Genomic DNA, 20694 nt, shown 5'->3' with positions numbered 1-20694 from the left:
AAGTGAGGAGTGTGATGTGATATGCATGGTATGCAACCCGATCGTTCTACTCGTATCAAAAATGTAAACTTTGCCGTTGGAATGGCTGCAATTGATGGCGGGAAACCTACTCCATTCACCAAGGACTTATTAGATCAGTATGAGGATGGAAAAATATCAGCTGCAGACTTACGGAAAGCCGTTCTGAATAAATATATCGGAGATTTTCAGTAACAAAATGGATCCATATTTATATGGTGACGTACCTGTATTGAGAAATCGATTAGGCATAAAAGATGAATCTGAACTGATAACGGTGGAAGCTCAAATATTGATTGCAAATTTGTTGAATTTTGATACAGCACTTCAAATAGACAACATTTTTGATGTAAATGCAATTCGACTGATTCACCAGTATCTTTTCGGGGACCTCTATGACTGGGCTGGTGATTTCCGTACTGTAGATATTTTTAAGGAAGAAAAAGTATTAGACGGACAAAGCGTAATGTATAGCCGTGCCAAGTCAATTAAAGAAAGTTTAACCAAAACGTTAGATTGGGCATTTACAATTAACTGGGATTATACCAACCCCAGTTTAACAAGCTGTTTTGCAGAACTAATGGCGAGACTTTGGCGAGTTCATCCTTTTAGGGAAGGTAACACGCGTACAATTTCTGTCTACATGAAGTTATTTTCAAAATACCATCAGTTATCTTTTAATGACCAATTGTTATCTCAAAATTCAAGTTATCTTCGTGCCGCCCTTGTAATGGCCTCAATTGATGAATACTCTGAAACACAATATCTGGAGAGAATTATTGGCGATGCCTTGTCCAGTAGTAAGAAACTTACAGATTCCATATCCACTTCAACTTCCACCACGTATAAAGTCATTAAATCTCATATTGTCGATAACGATGAGGAGATTCCTTTCTCAGTAAAAGATAAAGAATAGGAAAAAAATCACAAATAACCGTTCAAACCTGCACTCCTCGAAGTATTTTTTACTGGGCTGCAGGTTTATTTGTGTTTAAGGCGGATGCGTTCAGGAGGCTCCGCGGTGAGTCAATAGTTCGCTGCGCTCTCTTGGTTGACTCACCTGTCGGCCTACCCCTTCGCGAGTCGCCACCTTCCACGCCAATCCACTCTGGGTGGTTATCAAATGCTTCCTCACCCATGTATCAATTGCCTGTTGTTCCCCACTGTTCACGATGGCGTTCCAACCCTTTTTGCCCGAATACCGTACGGATGAAGAACTCTTCCGCGCGCTTTGTTCGCACATGCAAATTGGAGCTGTCCAGGCAGAGCTCTTCCAGACACCATACATAGTACTCAGGGTCATAGATGCCCTTCAGTGTAATATATTCTTCCTGCACCTTTGAGAAATCGCCTGCCGCCCACCGGTTCAGCATCTGCTCCATTTCAGAATCCTTTTTGACGAACCGTTGCAAATACGCAATATTCTCCTTTGTCATCTGCCCGTAGCCGGAATTCGCAGGATACAGATCGATTTCACGTTCATCCCAATATGGCGCTTTATTCATCTTCTCCATCATGAGAGAATCGGCCGGGTAGCGCGTCACTTTCTGATCGAGCAGCCGCATCATCTGATACGCAAGGTAATCATTGTTTTTCTTCAGTTGCTCTTCCGTGAAGGCTCCCAACTGTCCGCGAAGCGGCTTTGCCGGTTCCGCCGGGTCCACAGTGTCGTTCATATGTAGGGTCCGGTGCAGGAACACGGCATAGTGGGCGCGTGTAACGGGTTTATCGGGATAATACTTCCCAAAGTCGCCTGTAGTGATCGCATTCGAATAAAGGGCACGGATATATTCACTCGCCGGATGGGTCTTCGGCACGTCCTTGAAATGCAGATCCGACTGCACGTCCAATTTGAATGCAATGGCTAACACCTTGGCCATCTCGGCACGGGTAATCGGCTCATTCGGATACAAATTGCCTTTCTTGTCCGGCGTAAAAATGCCAGCCTGCTGCAGTTTTTTAATATCGTTATAGTACGGATTTTTCGCAGAAACGTCTTTGAACGGCACAAACTTATTCCGCGCCGGCAGTTTCACCGCACGGTTGACGAGAGCCGCCGCCTGCTTCCGGCTGATCGATTCGTTCGGCTTGAATTCGCCATTCGGATACCCGCTAATAATATTACGGACACGCATCTCATGGATGATCTCCACGTATGGGCTGTTCTTCGACACATCATTAAACAGATTGGCGACAGCTGCCTCCGCCTCGCCCGATACACTTATGACAGGCACAATCAGTGCCGCTGCCAATACAAATTCGCAAAGTTTCTTCTTCATCCAACTTCCTCCTATGATGTCACGCGATTCTTTTATCAGCGTACAGACGCCGATTTCCGGAAAAAGTTTCAAACTTTTTTTTTGGAACTTGAACCGCGGAACGCCAGACAGATTTCGAGAATTGTTAGTGAGCACTTATTGAGGAAGACCCTGGTCGGTGAAGCATTCTAATCATCATCCAGTCCCGTTAACTCTTTGTCCTTTCGAATGGTTGGTCGTATTTAATCAGACAGCTGTTTTAGCAGAGGCTTCCAGAAAATATGATCGGCAGTCAATGAAATGAAAAACGACTTGGACTTTTAACGCGCGAGTAGTTTTAGTTTCCACTCTGTTCACGCATCAACGCATGCCTGGAAGGCTGGAGTGTGCTATTATAAGGCTTAACTCGTTTCAATCCTTACGAGAAAATCACGGTACGTTAGACGAAGTTGATTTGCGGATACAGCATTCCACACAGGAGGACTACAAATGAATAATAATGATAGATTGATTCGATTACGCTATGCGTTGAATTTTACGGACGCTGAAATGGAAGATATTTTTAAGCTGGGTGGCAGTGAAGTGACAAAAGAGGATGTCCTCCGATTGCTTACAAAGTCAAATGACGAAGCGGAAGATGAATTGCAGATGACGTGTACGAATCGAATGCTCGATTCATTTTTAAATGGTTTGATTATCTATAAAAGAGGAAAACAAGAGCCTAAACCAGGACAACAACAACCTGATCCGTCAAGCGCTCCCGTCACGAATGAATCGGTTAATAATATCCTGCTCAAGAAAGTGAAGATAGCACTCGCGTTAACAAGTGAGGATATGCTTGCTATTTTAGAGAAGGCAGGAGTCAGCATCTCAAAAAGCGAACTTAGCGCTGTGTTGAGAAAAGAAGGGCACAAGAATTATAAGCCGTGCCTCGATCGATACGCTAGAAACTTTTTGAAAGGATTGGCTCTATCCTACAGGGCTTGAATCGGGTGCCTGGTACGGCGGCAATTGGGAAGCTGCTGTACCAGGCATTTTCATATGGAAAGTAAAAGTGATAAAAATATAGGAATATGCGTTTACTAGCTACCATTCAGCAATCGACTACTTTTCAATCCTCTCGAAGAGTCGCTACATAACCAGAAGACGAATCCAACCCAAAAATCCATCATAGCAGTAATGGCTATGATGGATGGTTGAATACAAACGGAATCGATTACAAAGCAGCAATACGGTCACGATCGTCCGCAGTCAGTTCAAAGTCGAAGATGGCTAAGCACTCGGCTTGGCGTTCTTTATTATGAGACTTCGGAATAACAATAACATCCCGCTCAATTTGATACCGTAACACAACTTGGGCAAACGTCTTTCCATATTGGTTACCGATTTCCTCTAAAATCTGTTGGGCATTTTCATCGATTCCTTTTAATGGAGACCAAGCGACCGTTGCAATCTCCTTGCTTTTGTTATAGTCAATCAGTGTGTCATTCCAATGTCCGACTTGCGATTTAATTTGATTGACGGCCGGTGTGATGCTGCTATTCTCAAGAAGTAAATCTAGATGTTCTTTTTCAAAGTTAGAAACACCAATTGACTTAAACACACCCCGGTTATAGTAGTCTTCTAAAATAGTCCATGCCTCCACCATCTCAGCCTCGTTATCCCATGGTTTATGGATCAGGAACAAATCAATATAGTCAGTTTGTAATTTCTCTAAGCTTTTTTCAATTTCTGCATGGGCCCATTCTGCACCACCAAAACCTTCAAACGTATTTAGCTTCGTCGTGATAAAGAACTCTTCACGTGGCAAGGAGGATTTCTTTATCCCATTTCCAACGACTTCTTCATTTAAATATAATTGAGCAGAGTCAAAATGACGGTAGCCGTTTTCAATGGCCCAGTCGACTTCCTGCGTGTCTCCTCTTAAGGCACCTGAATATTGGTTCTCCTCTTTACCATACGTATTCGTACCACATCCTACGATTGGAATTTCAATGCCATTATTTAATTTCATATACTTCATCGTATCCCCTCCTATGCTTTATTTCTCACCTTACCTTTACGAAAGACAGGAATCAATCTATTTGTCTGAACGCTCTTAATTTTTCGGAATAGCAGCCACACATTAACACGTACATCACTTTAAGATAGATAATTCATTAGCACAATTATGCGATGAATTTAGTGTGAGGTATAAATGCTTTGTACTCTTATTAATTTGCAGAAACCCTATGGATACAATAAAATAAAAGGCAAATTAAATATATAATTATATTGAAGGGTATGAGCTTATGATAAATGAAATGGGGCTACTCGGAAAAACTCTACAAGAAGAAAAGGTTACGATTGCACGTAAAATTCATGAGGTTCGATTATCAGAGGTTCCGGAAGATCAAAGACAATTAATCCCTTCACATATTGAAGAGGAAATAGTAAGGATGAGAGCAAGCTTTGTAGATCTATTTGGAGAATTCTTGGCGAAACCAGAAAAGAGAGAAATGGCTTATAAGCTGATAGAAGAATGGGCGAATGAAACATCCGAGTATGTATTCAAACTTGGCGTACCATTAGATGAAGCTTTGAAAGATACGACGCTTTATCGAACTTATATCAATGAAGTAATTGAAAATATGGTCATCGCACATGATATGTCAGTGAAAACATTGATAGCAACATCTAAAATCATAGACCCTTTACTTGATTATGCTGTTTACTGTTTTAGCTTGACCTTCGTCAACTTCTACAAAGTCAATCTCGATAATGCAAGAAAAGCATTTATTGAATTATCTGTTCCGATTGTTTCGATTTCTAACGATATCGCCATACTGCCATTAATCGGAGATATTGACACGGAACGGGCGTTAATGTTGATGGAGAATACGACGAAAGAAGTAGGGAGATTAAAAATATCTTACTTAATACTCGATTTGTCCGGAGTAGCGATTGTCGATACAATGGTGGCACATCATATCTTTAATTTGAGCTCTACCTTAAAATTGTTAGGAGTTCAAACGATACTAACAGGCGTTAGGCCTGAAGTGGCTCAGACTGCTGTAAGCCTGGGATTGGACTTTAGTGGTCAAATTACAAAAGGAACCTTGCAGCAGGCACTATCAGAACTTAAGATTCTTTCTTAAAAAAGGTACCAGGTTCTAATAATGAGAACCTGGTACTCAAAGCTACACGATAAACGCAAAGTATAAGATAAATAACAAACAAATCACATACATAATTGGATGAATTTCTTTATACCGCTTTTGTGCTACGAAACAAAGTGGATAAAGAATAAAACCAAATGCCAGACCGATTGCCACACTAGAAGTGAGGGGCATCATGATGATGGTGAAAAAGGATGGAATCACAATTTCCAGCTTGCTCCAGTCAATTTTTCTTATTTCCATTGCCATCAATGCTCCTACAATAATTAACGCAGGGGCTGTTACTTCCAATGTAATAACAGATAAAATCGGTGAAAAGAACATAGCAATCGCAAAGCAAGCAGCAATAACGACAGACGTAAAGCCTGTCCTGCCACCGACTGCAATGCCCGCAGAAGATTCAACACTCGTCGCAGGTGTGGATGTTCCGAGGATCGCTCCAACTGCACTAGCGGTAGAATCAGCAAGCAAGGCTCTCCCTATATTTGGCACAGTATTACCTTTCATCATTCCCGCTTGACTGGCCAGGGCAATTAAAGCACCTGCCGTATCAAAAAAGGCAACAAGTAAAAAAGTGAAAATCACTGCCAGTAATTCAGGGGTGAACACCTGATCTAAATGGGAAAACACGACGCCAAATGTTGGCTCCAAGCTTGGTATACTTCCGATGATTTTTGTAGGAGCGTTTATTAATCCAACAATCATTCCAATAATCGTGGTAATGATCATTCCATAAAAAATCCCTCCATTTATTCCACGTACCAACATAACAATCGTAAGTACCAATCCAAAGATGGCCAATAGGGTCGTAGGTGAGGTTAAGTTTCCAACCGAAACAAATGTATCAGGATTGGAAATAATAAGCCCACCATTTTTCAACCCAATAAATGTAATGAAGAATCCAATTCCAGCAGCGATAGCATATTTTAAATTCAATGGAATGATATTAATAATCTTCTCTCGGATTTTCAATACACTTAAAATCATAAAGATAATTCCTGCAATAAAAACACCGGTTAATGCGACTTCCCATTGTATGCCCATCCCAATACAGACAGAAAAAGCGAAAAATGAATTCAACCCCATACTTGGTGCAATCCCGATTGGAAAGTTCGCAAGCAACCCGATAAGGAGTGTGCCGATAATCGCAGTAAGAGCGGTTGCAGTAAATACAGCCCCACTATCCATCCCAGCTTGGCTGAGGATCAGTGGATTGACGACCAATATATACGCAATGGATAGGAAGGTTGTCACGCCCGCGAGGGTTTCCTGCTTATAGGAAGTATTCCGTTCAGCAAATTTAAAAAAGTCTCTCATGTTGTAATCTCCCATTTGCTAGAGAATGAATGGTCATGGTTTCAAGGATACTGTTTCAGCCAGTTCATACTAGTATGCCCTAGAATATAAAAAAACTTTGACCTTAGTTAGGACAAAGTTTTTTTCTACAACAAGGAATATAAAATTGCATTACTTTCATATTCCTTGTAGACGAGCCATTTATGGTAGCTGGTAGAAACTTTCAAGCCGTATTCTTGAAATTATACAAGGTATCTCTATTCTTTTTTAAAAAATAATAGATGAATTGTAACAAACTTTGATTGGAACGTCAATAAACGATTTCTGTATTTGTTGAAGATACCGGAACGCAAAGTGCGCCATTATTTCCTGGTAGTATAAATTCTATCTTTGCGGCTCCAACCCTTGGAGTGAATCCAGCAATCAACTTCCCTTGGCCATTAATTCAACAAGTTTATTACGCAGCACTTTCTCTTCTTCACTTCCCGTTGTTTTCATTCTTATGATGGGAATGCCGTACTTCTGCAGGATCCGATCTTTCATTCTATCCCTTTCAAGTTGTTTCGGATTATTCGCATGATAGGCGTGTCCATCCACTTCAACAACAAGCAGCGGCATCTTATCCAACCGATTAAAGATGACAAAGTCCGTGTGCGTTAAGATATTCATTAAATACTTAATTTCATCAGCCGTTAATTTATCAGTATTTTTTAGTAGCATTCGCAAAGGTTGATGAAGTACATAGTCCAGGCTTCTAAATTCTGCTTGACCCAAGACTCTTTTGATAACAATGTTCATAAGGTTTTCCGAATCGTAATCTGATACCTTTTTGCTTCTCCTCATTACTTCCAACAGTTGTTTAGAATAGCTTTTATACAAAAGATCAAACACCGAATAGATTTCGCTTTCGATAACTTCGAAGTTGTTGTACCTTATGTATCTGATTAAATCTCCGATATTCGTGCCATGCCAATTATCACTTCCGTCTGCAGTTACGACAATCAGTCGATCGACCGCCCGTGATACAGCGACGTTTATCAGATTGGCATCATCTGCGAAGTCATTATTTGCGATTTCATTTGACACGGTGGATAGAATAATAATGTCTTTTTCCCGGCCTTGAAATTTATGGACGGTGTCTGCTTCAATATTTTGCTCGCCTATTTTCTTTTGAAATTCATTTGCTTGTTGGCGATATGGTGTGATTATTCCCAAGGACTGCGCTTGGACATCGATTTCCTGATCGGACAGGATTTCATTAAAGACGACATCGATCTGCCTTTGATTAAAAGTTCCTCTGGCATGGTTGCCTTTGACAGTTTGATATAAAAGCAAGGGCTTTTCGATCTCGTTGTTTTCGGTTAAGACAACAAGTTCGTTATTGTAGAATTTTTGGTTGCAAAAACCAATGATTTTCGGATGACAGCGATAATGTTCCTTCAATAGGGTCCGTGGGATATCTTCAAACAACGTAACAATGGAAGATAATAAACTCTGCTCCGTGTAATTGTATCCAGGATGAGGCCTGTGTGTATCAAAGATTCTGTTTGCCTTTTCCCTCACTTCCGTTGTGACGACGTTGGGGAGTTGCTTTGTATCCCCAACGATAACAGCATTTTTCGCACAGGATAGCGCCAACGCACCAGTAACAATATCGACTTGGGAAGCTTCATCGATTAAGACATAATCGAATAAATAGTTTTCCGCAACATTGTTCCGCAACGAATGTGTGGTGCTTAGGACAACTGGATATTCTTTAATAAATTCACTGGTGTTTTTCCATAGAACATCGCTAGAAAAAACTTTCCGTTCACTACGTTGTCCGTATTTTTTTACCAGATTGGACTTAAATAGCCTCATGGACTCTTCACTGAATTCAGTCATTGCAGCATCAAAATTGTATCTCGCAAGCTTGGCCGTTAAATTCTTTATTTCCCTTTCAAGTTCAGCTATTTTAAGGTCATAGTATTTTTTTTGAAGAAATGAAACAACAGTTTCTGGTTCGTATTTATATAAATCTGATTTGTAAATTCCATGCATGAAGAAATTATAGATCTTTTGCCCAATCGTATGCTTTCCACTTTTACTGTCGTCTTTATATTTGATGATGATCTTCATGATCTTGTCAGATTCTAGTTTAAAGATTGATCTGAAACGGAGCTCCTTGTAGTTGTTCTTTGTATAGTATTCTTCAAAGTACTTATATTCTGTCCGTAGCATGGTCAATGTCTGTTTTAGCTGGGCACTTTTATTCTTAATGGCAAGCATCTCGTTTAGTTTGTTCATCAACTCCTCTAAGTTTGACTTAATGCTTTGATGTTCCTGACCACTTAACAGCCAACTTTCCATATCCGGATAGGTGCCGCTTTGATCAGTAAAGAATCTCTCCTTATTTTCGCGATTCCCCAGATAAGCGGCAATAAAGTCCAGACCGTACTTCTGAAGTTTCTCTAATACGTTGGCCGTTGCTGAGTTATTGTTCGACACAACTGCGACTGTCTTGTTATTAAGCACAGCATTTGCAATGATATTTAGGATCGTTTGCGTCTTGCCTGTTCCAGGGGGACCTGCTATCACGCTAATTTGTCCGCAGATCGCCTTTTCTGCAGCCGACTTTTGACTGGCATTAAATCCAAAAGGGAAAATCACCTGTGACTTCCCAGGTTCCCGCGTCACTGTTTTTCGTTCCAAGTACATTGCCAATGCACTTTGGGGACTGATGGCTGTCATCCTGTTGTACTGTTTGCTCAAGAAGGAGAGGTTTTCATCCTCTGGCTTGATGCTGACTTGATCGGCTAATGCCTTTAGATATCCAAAACAGTTAGCCGCATTGGTGTTGGACAAGCAGGAATTCTCAATAGTAAGTTGCGAGCTTATGTATGCTTTCTTAAAACCATTCTTAAAAACAAGTCTTATGTACAATCCAAAATCGTGTATGGCCTGAATCCCTGAAACCGGCTGTCCATCTGCATATACAATACTGTTCAAAGGGTCAAGCAGGCTGGGGTTGCTATACCTAACTACGTGTTTTTCACTGTATGTGTACCATTTATACGTGTTCCGGAATTTCACTTGCCATTTACCATTTCGAAATTCACATGAATCGATTTGGTCAGTTTTATCTTCATTTTTGATGAGTATTAGATACCTGTCCGAGTCCAAAGCTCTCACCTCCTTTTTTCTTGAAATGTAAACAGCATCCCGGGTACTTGCTTGAAACGCTGCTGATTTTCTGAAAAATCCACTTAATTAAATAGTACCATAACACTTGTAATATGTTCCATATGAACGGGCGGATATTGAGGCGTTACTGGTTTCAAAACCAATTCACCCTTCTAAACTGTCGACAAAACGCGGCTAGTTTAATAAGAGACGGGCAATTGATATTAGATCCCAATATCGTCTACTTCACATTTCGCCTGAAATCCATACCGAATCATTTGTTTAAAAGAGTCGCGGTGACACCATCCATGTTAATGAAGTTACCCCATTGTTGGTCTACGGAGCAATCCGTTTTCGCGATTTAGTTATTCTTCTGGATATGTATTATTACAGAGCTTGGAGCACTTTGTTCGATTTTTCTTCAAGCCGTTTTTTTATGAACTTTTTACAAGATAGGATGTGTTTGCTTGCTTGCGTGATATTGTCGATTCCACTTCTGTTACATACATTACATACTATATATGCTCCATAGAATAGGAATTACAATCGGTTCATATCATTGCTGTAAACGAATTTCGGAGGAGATAATATGAGTGATGATACAGCTTTTGAGATTATAAGGGCAATTAACAAATTAACAGATGAATTAAGTAGTTTGAATGATAACTTACATTTTACCGCCAGACAGCTAGATATTAAGCAAAGAAGAAATACGGAAAAAATCTTGGGGGTTATCTCTGACCAGCTAGATTCCCTGTTAAATGAATAGTTGAATCACTATATTCCGGAAACGTACTGAATTCCCCCTAGATTGGAGAGTATATGATATATATACAAAGAAAGGGACTATAGCTATGCACAGCGAAGAAAAATTGTATGAGACACTATCCTTGGGTATATATCATCGGTTTAAGAATGATCATAATCTAAAGCCAAAAAAGATGGTTTACCGAAAACCTAATCCTAACAAAGAAGAAAACCCCTTTGCTTTTGAGATATTTGTTGCAAGTATTATGGAAAATGTTTTAGGCGGCAGAGCAAAGGTAACACCCCATTCAGGTGATGACGGAGTGGATATTTTCCACACACTCCCAAACCGAGATGTCTATGTTGTTGAAGTAAAATGTTATAAACCCGAGAACCTTATAGAAAGATCTCAAATAGCAATTTTGCATTCAAGCATGGTTCGCTACAATGCCACCGGTGGATATTTTGTAACAACAAGTGATTATAGTTCTGCTGCAAAAAAGCTTGCAGCAGAGCAAGGCATTAAGTTGATTGATGGCTATGAGCTAGCACAGTATTGGTTAAAAGCCAAGGAAAGTTGGTTGGATACTAAACCAAGAAATTGGTCAGATTCAGTAATGAATGGATTGGATTGGGCATATGGAAAATTTGCAGAATACGTGCAGAAGGGCAGAGTACGATGAGCAATTATTACATAGGTAGCCGTACAATTCGTTAAGATCCAAAAAAAGGCATCTTTGACGGTGCCTGCGCCAGAAACATTCACATCAATTCAACCATTTCAAATAGTTCTCATGCATATGCAATTATAGTGAGTTGACTTAATTTAATCTTGAACAGGTACCCGTCACTTGTTGACAGCGTCTTTCCATCTGTCTTGAACCGGACGTCTTGGATCAAACATCTTTTCCGCAACACACCGCTCAGCAACGAGTCCGAAACTGTTAGCGAGCTTCTGTGGGATTTCGGTTTCAACCCCAGCTTGATGACATCTTCAGGCGGCATGGATCGTAGTCGACCGCTGCTTGTACATTCCCAAGCGTCCGGTATGTCCGAGCAGTCCATTTCTGGATAACTCATTCCTGATTTCCGAGCGGATCGACGGATTCACCTGTTTTGCAGACGACTGTCTCTAGAATGTTTGCGTCGTGATCATGCCCTGCCTCCGGTTTGATGTATGTATAGGTTGCGATTTGTGGTTGGGATGGATATTGATTGTAGTATACCATGCAAGACTGGGTGGAAAGGCGCTGGGCAATATGTAAAGAACTGAAAGATATTCTGACGAAAGAGAGCATCAATCTTATAATCCCAGTGAGCGTGATGTACCAATAAAAGTATATAGGTAGTTCTTAAAGTCAATGGGTTCCAATTGTGAACTACTGTTATCCCATTCATACAATTTAATGTTCTCCATAAAATAAAATAGATTGTATTTATCTTTTTTCAATAGTTCATACAACAGTTCACGTTTTTTAAAGTTCCTTCCTGCGGCAACCGGGTTATTTAGTACAATTAACCTAGTAAAGCCTAAAATCAAATCAATAAACTCAATACCGAAATCTTCTTTTTTACGTCGGTATTCAGTATTTCTCACTATGTATGTATCATTTCGATATACACTTTGAATATTTAATTGCTTTGGGAGATCCTCCTTCAAACTATATATTCCAGAAGTTGGCTCATAAACATTATCATGCTCTATAAACAAATCCGCTTTTATTCTTGTGTGTTTTCCATGCTTTCTAACAACGCCATAAATCACTCGTTCCGGAAATTTGTTATACACAGTATGCTCTACGATATCGTTCATAAAAGGTTTGATATTTTTTGAGTTTCTCTCAATTACGTTAATGTTGTAAGAGATAATATTTGCCGACAAAAGAAAAGGTGTTTCTAACAGGATTTTTATAAAATCTCGAATGGCATTTCCCGTCTCGTAGTGGCCACTATACTTAGTCCAATGAATATCATGTTTTTTTATAATAGAATTTAACTGGCCTTTATGTTTCTCGTGCAGATGTTTTGGAATTGAAGCAGCCCCCATAAAGTGTAATGGCTCCTGGGCTTTTCCGCTTTCATCGAAGAACACATTTACTTCATAACACATTTATCTAATCATCCTTTACACTTGATATCCATTCGTTTACATACTATAATGGTTTTATGCATACACTAAATATTATATTTAATTATGGTTTGCGTAGTAGACCTTGATTGAATATATTTAAAAAAGTCCACTGTTTGCGTAGCAGACATTGGGCTTTTCTTATGTCAAATAACAGATAATAGACTGAATATGTTCACCTACGCTCAAGTTGGTGACTTCGAATAATACTTATCAAATCCCTACCAAAATCTCCTATCTTCTTATCCCCAAATCCGTTGATTCCCCGGAGTTCTTCCACTGTTATCGGCCTTTTTTCAACCAATTCGGCCATCATTTTATTCGTAAAGATATGGAATGCCTTCCGACCACTTGTTTCCGCAAGATTTTTCCGGAACTCTTTTAGGACAGTCTCCAGCTCATCATCTGACAAAGGGGCATAACCATTTCCTTCATGCACATTATCATTTTCCTCAGCTACTGCTTCTTCCAAGTAAAAACTCACTTCTGTTTCATCCTGTTCTTCAACTTCGATCTTCGTAACATGCTGCGACTTTATGTATTCCGCAAACTCACGCATACGATTATCCCCAAAATGAACAGGTGACTTCTTGGTTAATTCAGTTTTCAAGAAAGAGACAATTCCATCTGCCCGAAACACTTTATCTTTCACGTCCATCGGTGCGTCTGTCAAGTTAATAACCGTTTTGTCGTTTGCGAAGGCAACCGCATATCGAATTGGCGTTTTTTCAATCACCTCATGATCCACGAGCATAGATCGCAGCACTTCCACTTGCCGTTCAACTTGTCGGACAGGACTATACATCCCCTCTTGCGAGATTAGACGACGTCCACGGTACACCGAACGGATGAACTCCCCTTTTTCATTGACCGTGATATTCCCATAATACTTTTTCACTTCAATGACCAAAAAGAAATGACGGGTGACGACAATAAAATCGAACTGCGCTTGTAAGCCCTTATGTTCATTTCGGATATCATGCAAAATCATGATGGGCAGAAATGAGTTCTTCAATTCAAATAACAGCGATTGCTCCCCCGCTTTTCCAATCTCAAATAACTTAATTTGTTTCTTCAGCTCTTTTGCCCTCTTGTCAGAAAAATGCCCACCATCCAATTCTCTCTTCAATCGTGCAATCTCTAAATCAATCGATTCCTCTTCTTTGATCATCACAGGTGTGTTCAAATCTTCTTTATCCTTCAAGGCAGCAACCACTCTTGACAAGAATGGCTTTTTAACAAATACCACTTTTTCTTCCCCTCCCTGCGATACCATTACCTTCACTTGACGATAGCCTCTGCAATTATGTATTTCCGAACATGACTTTCTATTGAATTTTCTAATTATATTGTACCATGGAAGCGAGCAAAAGGGCATATATATCCAGTAAGATATTCCCTAAAGTGTAACCCCGATAGAAAAATATGGTTAATGTATAATACTAAAAAGCCGTTGGATGTTTGATTCCCCTCCAACGGCCCAGTTAATAAGGCTCCAACTCACACCACACTCAAACTCCCACCAATCATCCTCGCCGGCATCTCCTCATCCAGCCGCCACACAAAACTAATTGGCCGGTCCCCCTCATGACGCACATACTCCGCCGTCCCGAAAAATGTAAACGGTCCAGTGTAGCCATCCTGCTGCCGATACTCACGGACAAAAAGCGCGATCGACGTCCCGTTCGTCCGCTGATGAATATACCTCTGCCCAGTTGGACTCGTCACCGACGTGCGGTTCTGTGACTGCCAGTGGAACAAATGCGTACCCATCGCGTAGTCCTTGTATTGCGTGGACGGGGAAAAGTCCTTGTCCGTCTTGTTCAACGTGATGAAAAAGATATCTGTTTGCTTGTCCTCCAAGTACTTGACCCCTTCCCGAAACGCCGGCTTCGCCGTTTCATTGAAGTAGCCGAACGCCGCGAGCACTTGGTCAGACGTATATTCGGCATGCACGCGCAGCGGAGATACATACTCAAATGGCGATGGCTTTTCGACCGTTTTGAGGTTCGCGAGACAAACACCTAGCACTTCAAGAATTTCTTCCTTCAAAGCGTCACTAGTAAGCAACTGCCGCATCCCGTCGTCCATACTGGCAAACCCCAGCTCTGCAGGTGGCTTCCCGAAGAAGGAGTAGTACAACATTCCAACCATCAGCTGCTGCTCTTCTCCGCAGATTTCGCCGGTTCGTACGTAGTCAATTAAGAACCGCAGCAAATCCGCTGAATTCAGGTGGATCAACGCATGGATCCGCTTCTCCACAACTTCCTCGTACTCACTCGTAAAGTCCTCCATCACACCAGCTTCTACTTTCAGCCGAGAGAACGTACGATTTTTGCCTTTCCCATAAAACTCAGCAAGCGTCAGATGATGATAACGCAAGAAGTTTGCTAAGGTCAGAGCCTCTCCCGTATCCTCCTCGAAATAACGCAACTGGCTCACAAGGTTCGCTTTCGTTGTCTTCGCTTCCTTCACATTGCGAAGTATGTACTCCTTTGCCTGCCGTTCCAGTATAATTGCCGAGCCCTTCGGCAACTGATAAAATCCATTCTCCACATAATGCCGGATGGAGTGCTTCGTTCGGCCAACGAGTGCTCGGAACTTCTGCTCAAACGGATAGTCTGCATGTGCTTGTCCGACAAAGTCGAGAACGGTTAAGCACTCCTTGCCGTCCGCTAAGCGCAAGCCCCTCCCGAGTTGCTGCAAGAAGACTGTCAGACTTTCCGTCGGACGCAAGAACAAAATCGTGTTGACTGTCGGAATATCGACCCCTTCGTTATACAAATCCACCACAAACACAAAACGAATTTCACCCGTCTCTAATTTCCGCTTCGCTGCACGCCGTTCCTCATCTGGTGAACCCCCATGCAGCGCCATCGAAGGAATTCCCTTCTGGTTAAAATAATGAGCCATATAAAGCGCATGCTCAACAGACACACAAAAACCGAGAGCTTTGACCTCCTCCATTGACGTCACATACTTCCGGATGCTTTGTATGATCAGATCACTTCGTCGATCATTCGCCGTATAGACATTAGAAAGCTCCTCAACATCATAGCCTTTGCGTGTCCACTTGATCGCGGAAAGATCGACATTGTCCGTCACGCAAAAATAATGAAACGGACTAAGCAACTTCCGATCAATTGCCTCCGTCAGTCGCATTTCAGATGCAATCCGGTCATCAAAGTACTCTAAAATATTTTCGTTATCCATCCGCTCTGGTGTTGCGGTGAGACCAACCAAAACAGTCGGCTTGTAATACCCTAACAACGCACGATAACTCGGAGCCGTCGCATGATGAAATTCATCGACGATAATAAAATCGTAGAAATCTGCCGTCGTCTTCTCTATCATCTTTCGGCTATTCCAACTCTGAATGCTCATAAACAAATGATCCAAACGAGTCGGCTCATACTTTCCTACGAACAGCTCACCAAAGTTCGCATCTTTCAAAATCGCACGAAACGTATGCATGCTTTGCTGTAAGATCTCTTCCCGATGGGCAATAAATAAAAGCTTCGCATGGGGCGTCTTCGCAAGAAAACGCTTAAAGTCAAACGCCGAAATCACGGTTTTCCCAACACCCGTCGCAGCTACGACCAAATTCCGCATATGACCATGTACAGTCCGCTCTACTTCTAGCTCATCCAAAATCTCCTGCTGGTAATGATACGGACGGATGTCTAAGAAGTACGCTTCACTCTCTTCCGCAACGCGTTCTTTCTGTAGCGACCGGCGAACGAGCTGCCAATTGGTCTCATCTTCCGGCAACAAGCGTTTAAACTCCTCATCATTCCAGTAACTCTCAAACGTAGCCTCAAACTTCCGAATAATATCAAACGAATCTTGCTCCGTTACCTTCAAATTCCACTCGAGCCCCGACGTCAACGCTGGATTTGAGAGATTTGACGATCCTATGTACGCTGTACTAAACCCTGTATATCGTTTAAACAAGTACGCCTTCGCATGCAGCCGGGTCCGCTCTTTATCAAGCGATACACGCACTTCAGTATTCGATAGCTGACTCAACGCCTGAAGCGCTTTCAAATCGGTCGCTTCCATATAAGATGTCGTAATTACCCGCAGACGTCCACCGCGTTCAGTGAATTGCTTCAAGTCTTCTAAGATAATCCGTAAACCAGACCACTTCACAAACGACACAAGCCATTCAATTTCATCCGACGTCTGAATCTCTTTCTTCAACTCCTCCAGCATATTCGGCTCCGCGTGAGATCCCGTAAACAACGAACTCTGCGATAACGGTGTTACCGGCCGCAGTACCTTTTGCGTGGAAAGAGCTCGCGTCGTGTTAAGCGTCTTATATAACGAAAGCAGCATCTCCGCCTGCTCATCGATCTTTAGCGCCGCGAATGCTTCATCATCCAAAGTACGCTGCAAGACATCAATCATCTTATTACAAGCCTGCACCTGGCGAAGAAGCGCCTCGTCTTGACCTTTCTCCTCACGGATATGTGACAACGCAAGCTTCGTGACAGACGAAATATAACTTGATAGTAAGGCGGGAGCTTCCGCTTCGTCTAACTTCCCAGTCTCCACAGCAAATTCTAGGTCAGGTAATGCCAGCAACTCGGCTTTCACTTGCGCATTGATCAGCTGTTCATATAACCCTTCTCGCATACCTCTATCACCCTTTCTACAGCTGGTAAATCTGCTGGCGCCCAATCCAGCGACCGAAGCTCTTGCCATGGAACCCACCTTAGTTCACTATGTTCTTTTGCGCTTGGCGTGCCCTCTTGGATCTGTGCAAAGTACGTTTCTAAGCGGATGGAAAATGTTTCGTACGAATGGATGGTATCTTCTACGAACGAACCTACCTCTATGGTGCAGGCTAGTTCCTCCTGAATTTCTCGGATTAACGCATCTTGCGGCGATTCTCCTTCTTCCACTTTCCCACCTGGGAACTCCCAATAGCCGGAGAGCGGCATATGGGGTGAGCGGCGGGCGCAGAGGATTTCGCCTTGGGTGTTGTGGATGATTGCGGCTACGACGTGGATGGGGGTTGGCATGGTGGTCACCTCTAGTTTCTCGTCTCTACTTGTTGGATAAGAATCTCTGCACAGCTTCTTTCCATTCCACTAAAAGGGTAAGTCAAGTTCTTTTATTGCTGTGAAGTTTTTTAGTTTTAGTTTATCTATATACAATTTTTTATTCCTCCCTTCAACTCCTGCTTTTTTAAATACCTTATTTTGGATGTATATACTTATCTATATCGTTAATGAACAATCTTAATAGTTCTCCTCTTTCAATTTTCGATTTTTTATGTCCGGTGTCCTTTCTTATTGCAATTAATAACTTTTCAAGTTCGAACATTGAATCGATATTAGATCCGTTCATTGCATTTTCCAATGCGCTTTTTCGGTATTTTGACCACTGAAAAATTACATCATCAGATCCCCAAATTAATATCTCTTTTGTGAAGTTAATGACAAAGTCAGTCATTTCTTTTTCGCTCAGTTGGTTATTAGTCTTACTTGAATTTAATATTTTAAAAATAAATTCAATAAATTCATTATATACCGGGATTTTTTTGTCTCTCATCTCTTTTTCAATTAATAATTTTCTCTCATAGCTTTTTCCCAAAATTATTGATAAAAGAGTTACCAAAAATGTTGCCGTTGCCGTGACTATTGCAGCAACTATTCCATCGTTCAAATCGGAAAATGCTCTCCAAATTAAATTGATAATATACCATATTCCATATCCTATTCCTGTAAGGATTAAGAGAGCCGTTAAAAATTGTATAGATTTCACAATTGCTTTCATCTTTTATAGTCTCCCCTTCCCTTAATATATTTCTTTAAAAGAGAATATCCCTCTTAGGTCAAAATTTAAGATGAGCCTTGGTAATAATATCAAACAAGATATTCCTCCCCCTCATCCACCAAATACAACAACTTCTCCCGCTCTTTCCGATGCAAAATAACTCTCTCCAACCGCTCCGCTAAATACTTCTGCAAAGTAGTATCCGTACAAAACACAAAACACCCCTTCTGCCCACGCGTCATAAGTGTTCGATACGTATTTCGAATAATCGGGTCTGCCAATTCATGGGCTCTATCTAGATCTTCCTTTGCAATTCCCTTAATGCCCCTTAACGATTGGTCTGTCTTTGCTCGTTTTGTGAAATCTGTAATGATTTCACCATCTTCAAATCGCATGTCATCACCAATGATAACGCCAACATAGTCGAACTCCAATCCCTGAGCCGTGTGGATGCAGCCCGCTTCCCTGACGGATGAATTTTCGATAGCCCATGTGTTTTCAATGTTCCAGCTAATGCCGAAATCGTGCTCTGGAATTGTAATGTCGAGGTGGTTGACTTCTTGCCGATTTTTCTTTGGCCATTCCCAGCAATAGCCTGCCATCACTCGAGATTTATTGTTTTTCTCGTTCAGCCGTTCAATCTCCGCCAGCATTTCATTCGGGTCATCATAGAGCCTGATGTCATAATCCATGCCTAGGTCGTTTTTGTTTGCAGTATTCCTGATTTGCAGCACATCGTCCAGCCATGCGATATAGCCATCCGATCCGTCGCAGCGGAATTGGGAGGTGAGTTCGCATGAAACGACTTCAGCGTTGTATTCTTTGGCATATTGCTTGATTAGGTCTATGCTGCCAATATCGCTTAAAGTGACTTTTTGATTTTCATCTATGAAAAAGAGGGTGAACTTTGAACCTTTGATCAGCTCTTTCACCTGGTTTTCGCCTTTGTTCCGGTATAGGCCGGATTTTTCGTTCAGCCGATGTGCCTCATCAACAATCAGTGCATCAAATTCATTATCGCCTACTTCTGTAAAACTACCTGACCCTTTGAACAGATTGTCAATATGGGATTTCTTAAAATCACCTTTCAGCTTTGTGGAATAGATATGCCTAGGTGCCGAGTTCTTTGTCACATACATGGATACAAGTCCTTGGTCAATGAGGTTGACCAGCAAATTAATCGCTAGGACTGACTTTCCGGTGCCCGGCCCTCCTTCCACAATCATGACATGCTTCTTATCCGTTTTAACTGCTTCCAGGGCAAGTTGAAATGCCTCTTCATAAAACACCTTCTGCTCATCGATCATGATGAATTCATCGTTTCCTTTAAGCATATTATTTAGTGCGTCCTGTAGTGATTTGGACGGGCGTATACGGCCGTTTTCAATCTGATAGATTAAATGGTTCTGATCGCCTTTGCGGATATATTTCTTGATGAACGAGCGTAATTTCTGGATTTCCCCTTTCGTGAAGACAGGAGCTTTATCGAGGTGATGCTTATAATGTTCGTTCGTCAATGGATCGTCTTCGGTTTTCCTGTAATTATGTAAGTAGGCACAGGGTTTTAGTTGGATCTCTTTCTCCTGAACATTTTCATTAAAATCCTCGATAAGCGCTGCATACGACCATGCCTGATACGAGGGGTGGGTCGTCTCCCTCACTGCGTTCCCAAGATACGTTCTGACAATCGCATCTCTCGTTGAGACTTTCTCTACTTCCTCCCATTGTTTAAGTTCTACGATGACGACATTGTCCTGATGGCCGTCATTCCCTGCAATTAAGAAATCGACACGTTTGGATGTATTGGGAATGTTGAACTCAATGGCTACCGCTGCGTCATTCGGGATCTCATCATCTTGCATGACATTGGACATTTTTTGCAATGAATTCTCCCAAGAGCGAATTTCTGCTTTCGAGGTACGCCCAATCTTCTCCTGATATGAATTATAAAGGCGATCAATAAGCAGTTCATTGACAACATCCCCGACGAATTGTTCCTTTGTGGACTCATAGATGATCACAGTTACACACCTGCTTTGTAGTAGAATAATTTGACATGAAGAATAGATTCTAAGATTTAAGTAAATTAGTTAGTTCCATTGTCTTATATTTCCACATGATTCGCAAGCTCCTTAGCAAAACG

General features: G+C 41.5%; 16 protein-coding genes and 1 riboswitch. Of the genes, 6 read left to right on the top strand and 10 right to left on the bottom strand.

All coding sequences use genetic code 11. The features are described from left to right. Positions 1–21 precede the first annotated feature (21 nt). Both L7D49_RS10660 and L7D49_RS10655 read left to right on the top strand, forming a co-directional pair. Positions 22–213, top strand: a complete 192-nt coding sequence (locus tag L7D49_RS10660; RefSeq protein ID WP_238080823.1) for an antitoxin VbhA family protein — start codon at positions 22–24, stop codon at positions 211–213. 4 nt (positions 214–217) lie between these two features. Next, entirely contained in the window at positions 218–934 is a 717-nt protein-coding gene (locus tag L7D49_RS10655; RefSeq protein ID WP_238080822.1) for a Fic/DOC family protein, read from the top strand. 226 nt (positions 935–1160) lie between these two features. Here the strand turns inward: L7D49_RS10655 and L7D49_RS10650 are convergent, their stop codons facing one another. Next, a complete protein-coding gene (locus tag L7D49_RS10650) occupies positions 1161–2297 on the bottom strand; it encodes an S-layer homology domain-containing protein (RefSeq protein WP_238080821.1) in 1137 nt (378 codons plus the stop codon). Between the two features lie 468 nt (positions 2298–2765). Here L7D49_RS10650 and L7D49_RS10645 point away from each other — a divergent pair, with 468 nt between their 5' ends. Then, a complete protein-coding gene (locus L7D49_RS10645; RefSeq protein WP_238080820.1) occupies positions 2766–3263 on the top strand; it encodes a YehS family protein in 498 nt (165 codons plus the stop codon). Between the two features lie 229 nt (positions 3264–3492). On the opposite strand, the gene L7D49_RS10640 is transcribed toward L7D49_RS10645, so the two are convergent. Then, positions 3493–4299: an aldo/keto reductase gene (locus L7D49_RS10640; protein ID WP_238080819.1), complete on the bottom strand. Its 807-nt coding sequence runs from the start codon at positions 4297–4299 to the stop codon at positions 3493–3495. Between the two features lie 268 nt (positions 4300–4567). Between L7D49_RS10640 and L7D49_RS10635 the strand changes: the two genes are divergently transcribed. Further along, positions 4568–5413 carry an STAS domain-containing protein gene (locus L7D49_RS10635; protein WP_238080818.1) on the top strand — a complete coding sequence of 282 codons (846 nt, stop codon included), beginning with the start codon at positions 4568–4570 and terminating at the stop codon, positions 5411–5413. 42 nt (positions 5414–5455) lie between these two features. Here L7D49_RS10635 and L7D49_RS10630 read toward each other — a convergent pair whose 3' ends face one another. After that, positions 5456–6751 (bottom strand): NCS2 family permease, encoded by a 1296-nt coding sequence (locus L7D49_RS10630; RefSeq protein WP_238080817.1) that lies wholly within the window; start codon positions 6749–6751, stop codon positions 5456–5458. A gap of 148 nt (positions 6752–6899) precedes the next feature. Further along, positions 6900–7000, bottom strand: a riboswitch (purine riboswitch). 153 nt (positions 7001–7153) lie between these two features. Then, entirely contained in the window at positions 7154–9892 is a 2739-nt protein-coding gene (locus tag L7D49_RS10625; RefSeq protein ID WP_238080816.1) for an AAA domain-containing protein, read from the bottom strand. Between the two features lie 589 nt (positions 9893–10481). Between L7D49_RS10625 and L7D49_RS10620 the strand changes: the two genes are divergently transcribed. Both L7D49_RS10620 and L7D49_RS10615 read left to right on the top strand, forming a co-directional pair. Next, positions 10482–10661 carry a hypothetical protein gene (locus tag L7D49_RS10620; protein WP_238080815.1) on the top strand — a complete coding sequence of 60 codons (180 nt, stop codon included), beginning with the start codon at positions 10482–10484 and terminating at the stop codon, positions 10659–10661. Positions 10662–10746: 85 nt separating this feature from the next. Next, positions 10747–11322 (top strand): restriction endonuclease, encoded by a 576-nt coding sequence (locus L7D49_RS10615; RefSeq protein ID WP_238080814.1) that lies wholly within the window; start codon positions 10747–10749, stop codon positions 11320–11322. 620 nt (positions 11323–11942) lie between these two features. Here L7D49_RS10615 and L7D49_RS10610 read toward each other — a convergent pair. The 6 genes from L7D49_RS10610 to L7D49_RS10585 form a co-directional block, all read right to left on the bottom strand. Next, complete coding sequence (locus tag L7D49_RS10610) at positions 11943–12749, bottom strand: DUF3800 domain-containing protein (protein WP_238080813.1); 807 nt, start codon at positions 12747–12749, stop codon at positions 11943–11945. A 193-nt stretch (positions 12750–12942) separates the two neighbouring features. Next, on the bottom strand, positions 12943–14016 hold the full coding sequence (locus L7D49_RS10605) for an NERD domain-containing protein (protein WP_238080812.1): 1074 nt from the start codon (positions 14014–14016) through the stop codon (positions 12943–12945). 251 nt (positions 14017–14267) lie between these two features. Then, positions 14268–17405 carry a DEAD/DEAH box helicase gene (locus tag L7D49_RS10600; RefSeq protein ID WP_238080811.1) on the bottom strand — a complete coding sequence of 1046 codons (3138 nt, stop codon included), beginning with the start codon at positions 17403–17405 and terminating at the stop codon, positions 14268–14270. Beyond that, positions 17378–17794 (bottom strand): (deoxy)nucleoside triphosphate pyrophosphohydrolase, encoded by a 417-nt coding sequence (locus L7D49_RS10595; RefSeq protein ID WP_238080810.1) that lies wholly within the window; start codon positions 17792–17794, stop codon positions 17378–17380. The genes L7D49_RS10600 and L7D49_RS10595 overlap by 28 nt, the downstream gene beginning before the upstream one ends. Positions 17795–17969: 175 nt before the next feature. Next, the gene (locus tag L7D49_RS10590) at positions 17970–18551 is read right to left on the bottom strand and encodes a hypothetical protein (protein WP_238080809.1); all 582 of its coding nucleotides are present in this window, start codon (positions 18549–18551) and stop codon (positions 17970–17972) included. A gap of 89 nt (positions 18552–18640) precedes the next feature. After that, positions 18641–20572 (bottom strand): DNA/RNA helicase domain-containing protein, encoded by a 1932-nt coding sequence (locus L7D49_RS10585; protein WP_238080808.1) that lies wholly within the window; start codon positions 20570–20572, stop codon positions 18641–18643. Positions 20573–20694: the final 122 nt, after the last annotated feature.

This window comes from Sporosarcina cyprini (assembly GCF_022048975.1).
GTDB classification, from domain to species: domain Bacteria; phylum Bacillota; class Bacilli; order Bacillales_A; family Planococcaceae; genus Sporosarcina; species Sporosarcina cyprini.
This window is presented reverse-complemented; position numbering and strand designations above follow the sequence as displayed.

Coding starts and splice junctions, on each gene's coding strand:
- L7D49_RS10660 (WP_238080823.1), top strand. CDS start 22: ATGCATGGTATGCAACCCGATCGTTCTACTCGTATCAAAAATGTAAAC.
- L7D49_RS10655 (WP_238080822.1), top strand. CDS start 218: ATGGATCCATATTTATATGGTGACGTACCTGTATTGAGAAATCGATTA.
- L7D49_RS10650 (WP_238080821.1), bottom strand. CDS start 2,297: ATGAAGAAGAAACTTTGCGAATTTGTATTGGCAGCGGCACTGATTGTG.
- L7D49_RS10645 (WP_238080820.1), top strand. CDS start 2,766: ATGAATAATAATGATAGATTGATTCGATTACGCTATGCGTTGAATTTT.
- L7D49_RS10640 (WP_238080819.1), bottom strand. CDS start 4,299: ATGAAGTATATGAAATTAAATAATGGCATTGAAATTCCAATCGTAGGA.
- L7D49_RS10635 (WP_238080818.1), top strand. CDS start 4,568: ATGATAAATGAAATGGGGCTACTCGGAAAAACTCTACAAGAAGAAAAG.
- L7D49_RS10630 (WP_238080817.1), bottom strand. CDS start 6,751: ATGAGAGACTTTTTTAAATTTGCTGAACGGAATACTTCCTATAAGCAG.
- L7D49_RS10620 (WP_238080815.1), top strand. CDS start 10,482: ATGAGTGATGATACAGCTTTTGAGATTATAAGGGCAATTAACAAATTA.
- L7D49_RS10615 (WP_238080814.1), top strand. CDS start 10,747: ATGCACAGCGAAGAAAAATTGTATGAGACACTATCCTTGGGTATATAT.
- L7D49_RS10610 (WP_238080813.1), bottom strand. CDS start 12,749: ATGTGTTATGAAGTAAATGTGTTCTTCGATGAAAGCGGAAAAGCCCAG.
- L7D49_RS10600 (WP_238080811.1), bottom strand. CDS start 17,405: ATGCGAGAAGGGTTATATGAACAGCTGATCAATGCGCAAGTGAAAGCC.
- L7D49_RS10595 (WP_238080810.1), bottom strand. CDS start 17,794: ATGCCAACCCCCATCCACGTCGTAGCCGCAATCATCCACAACACCCAA.
- L7D49_RS10590 (WP_238080809.1), bottom strand. CDS start 18,551: ATGAAAGCAATTGTGAAATCTATACAATTTTTAACGGCTCTCTTAATC.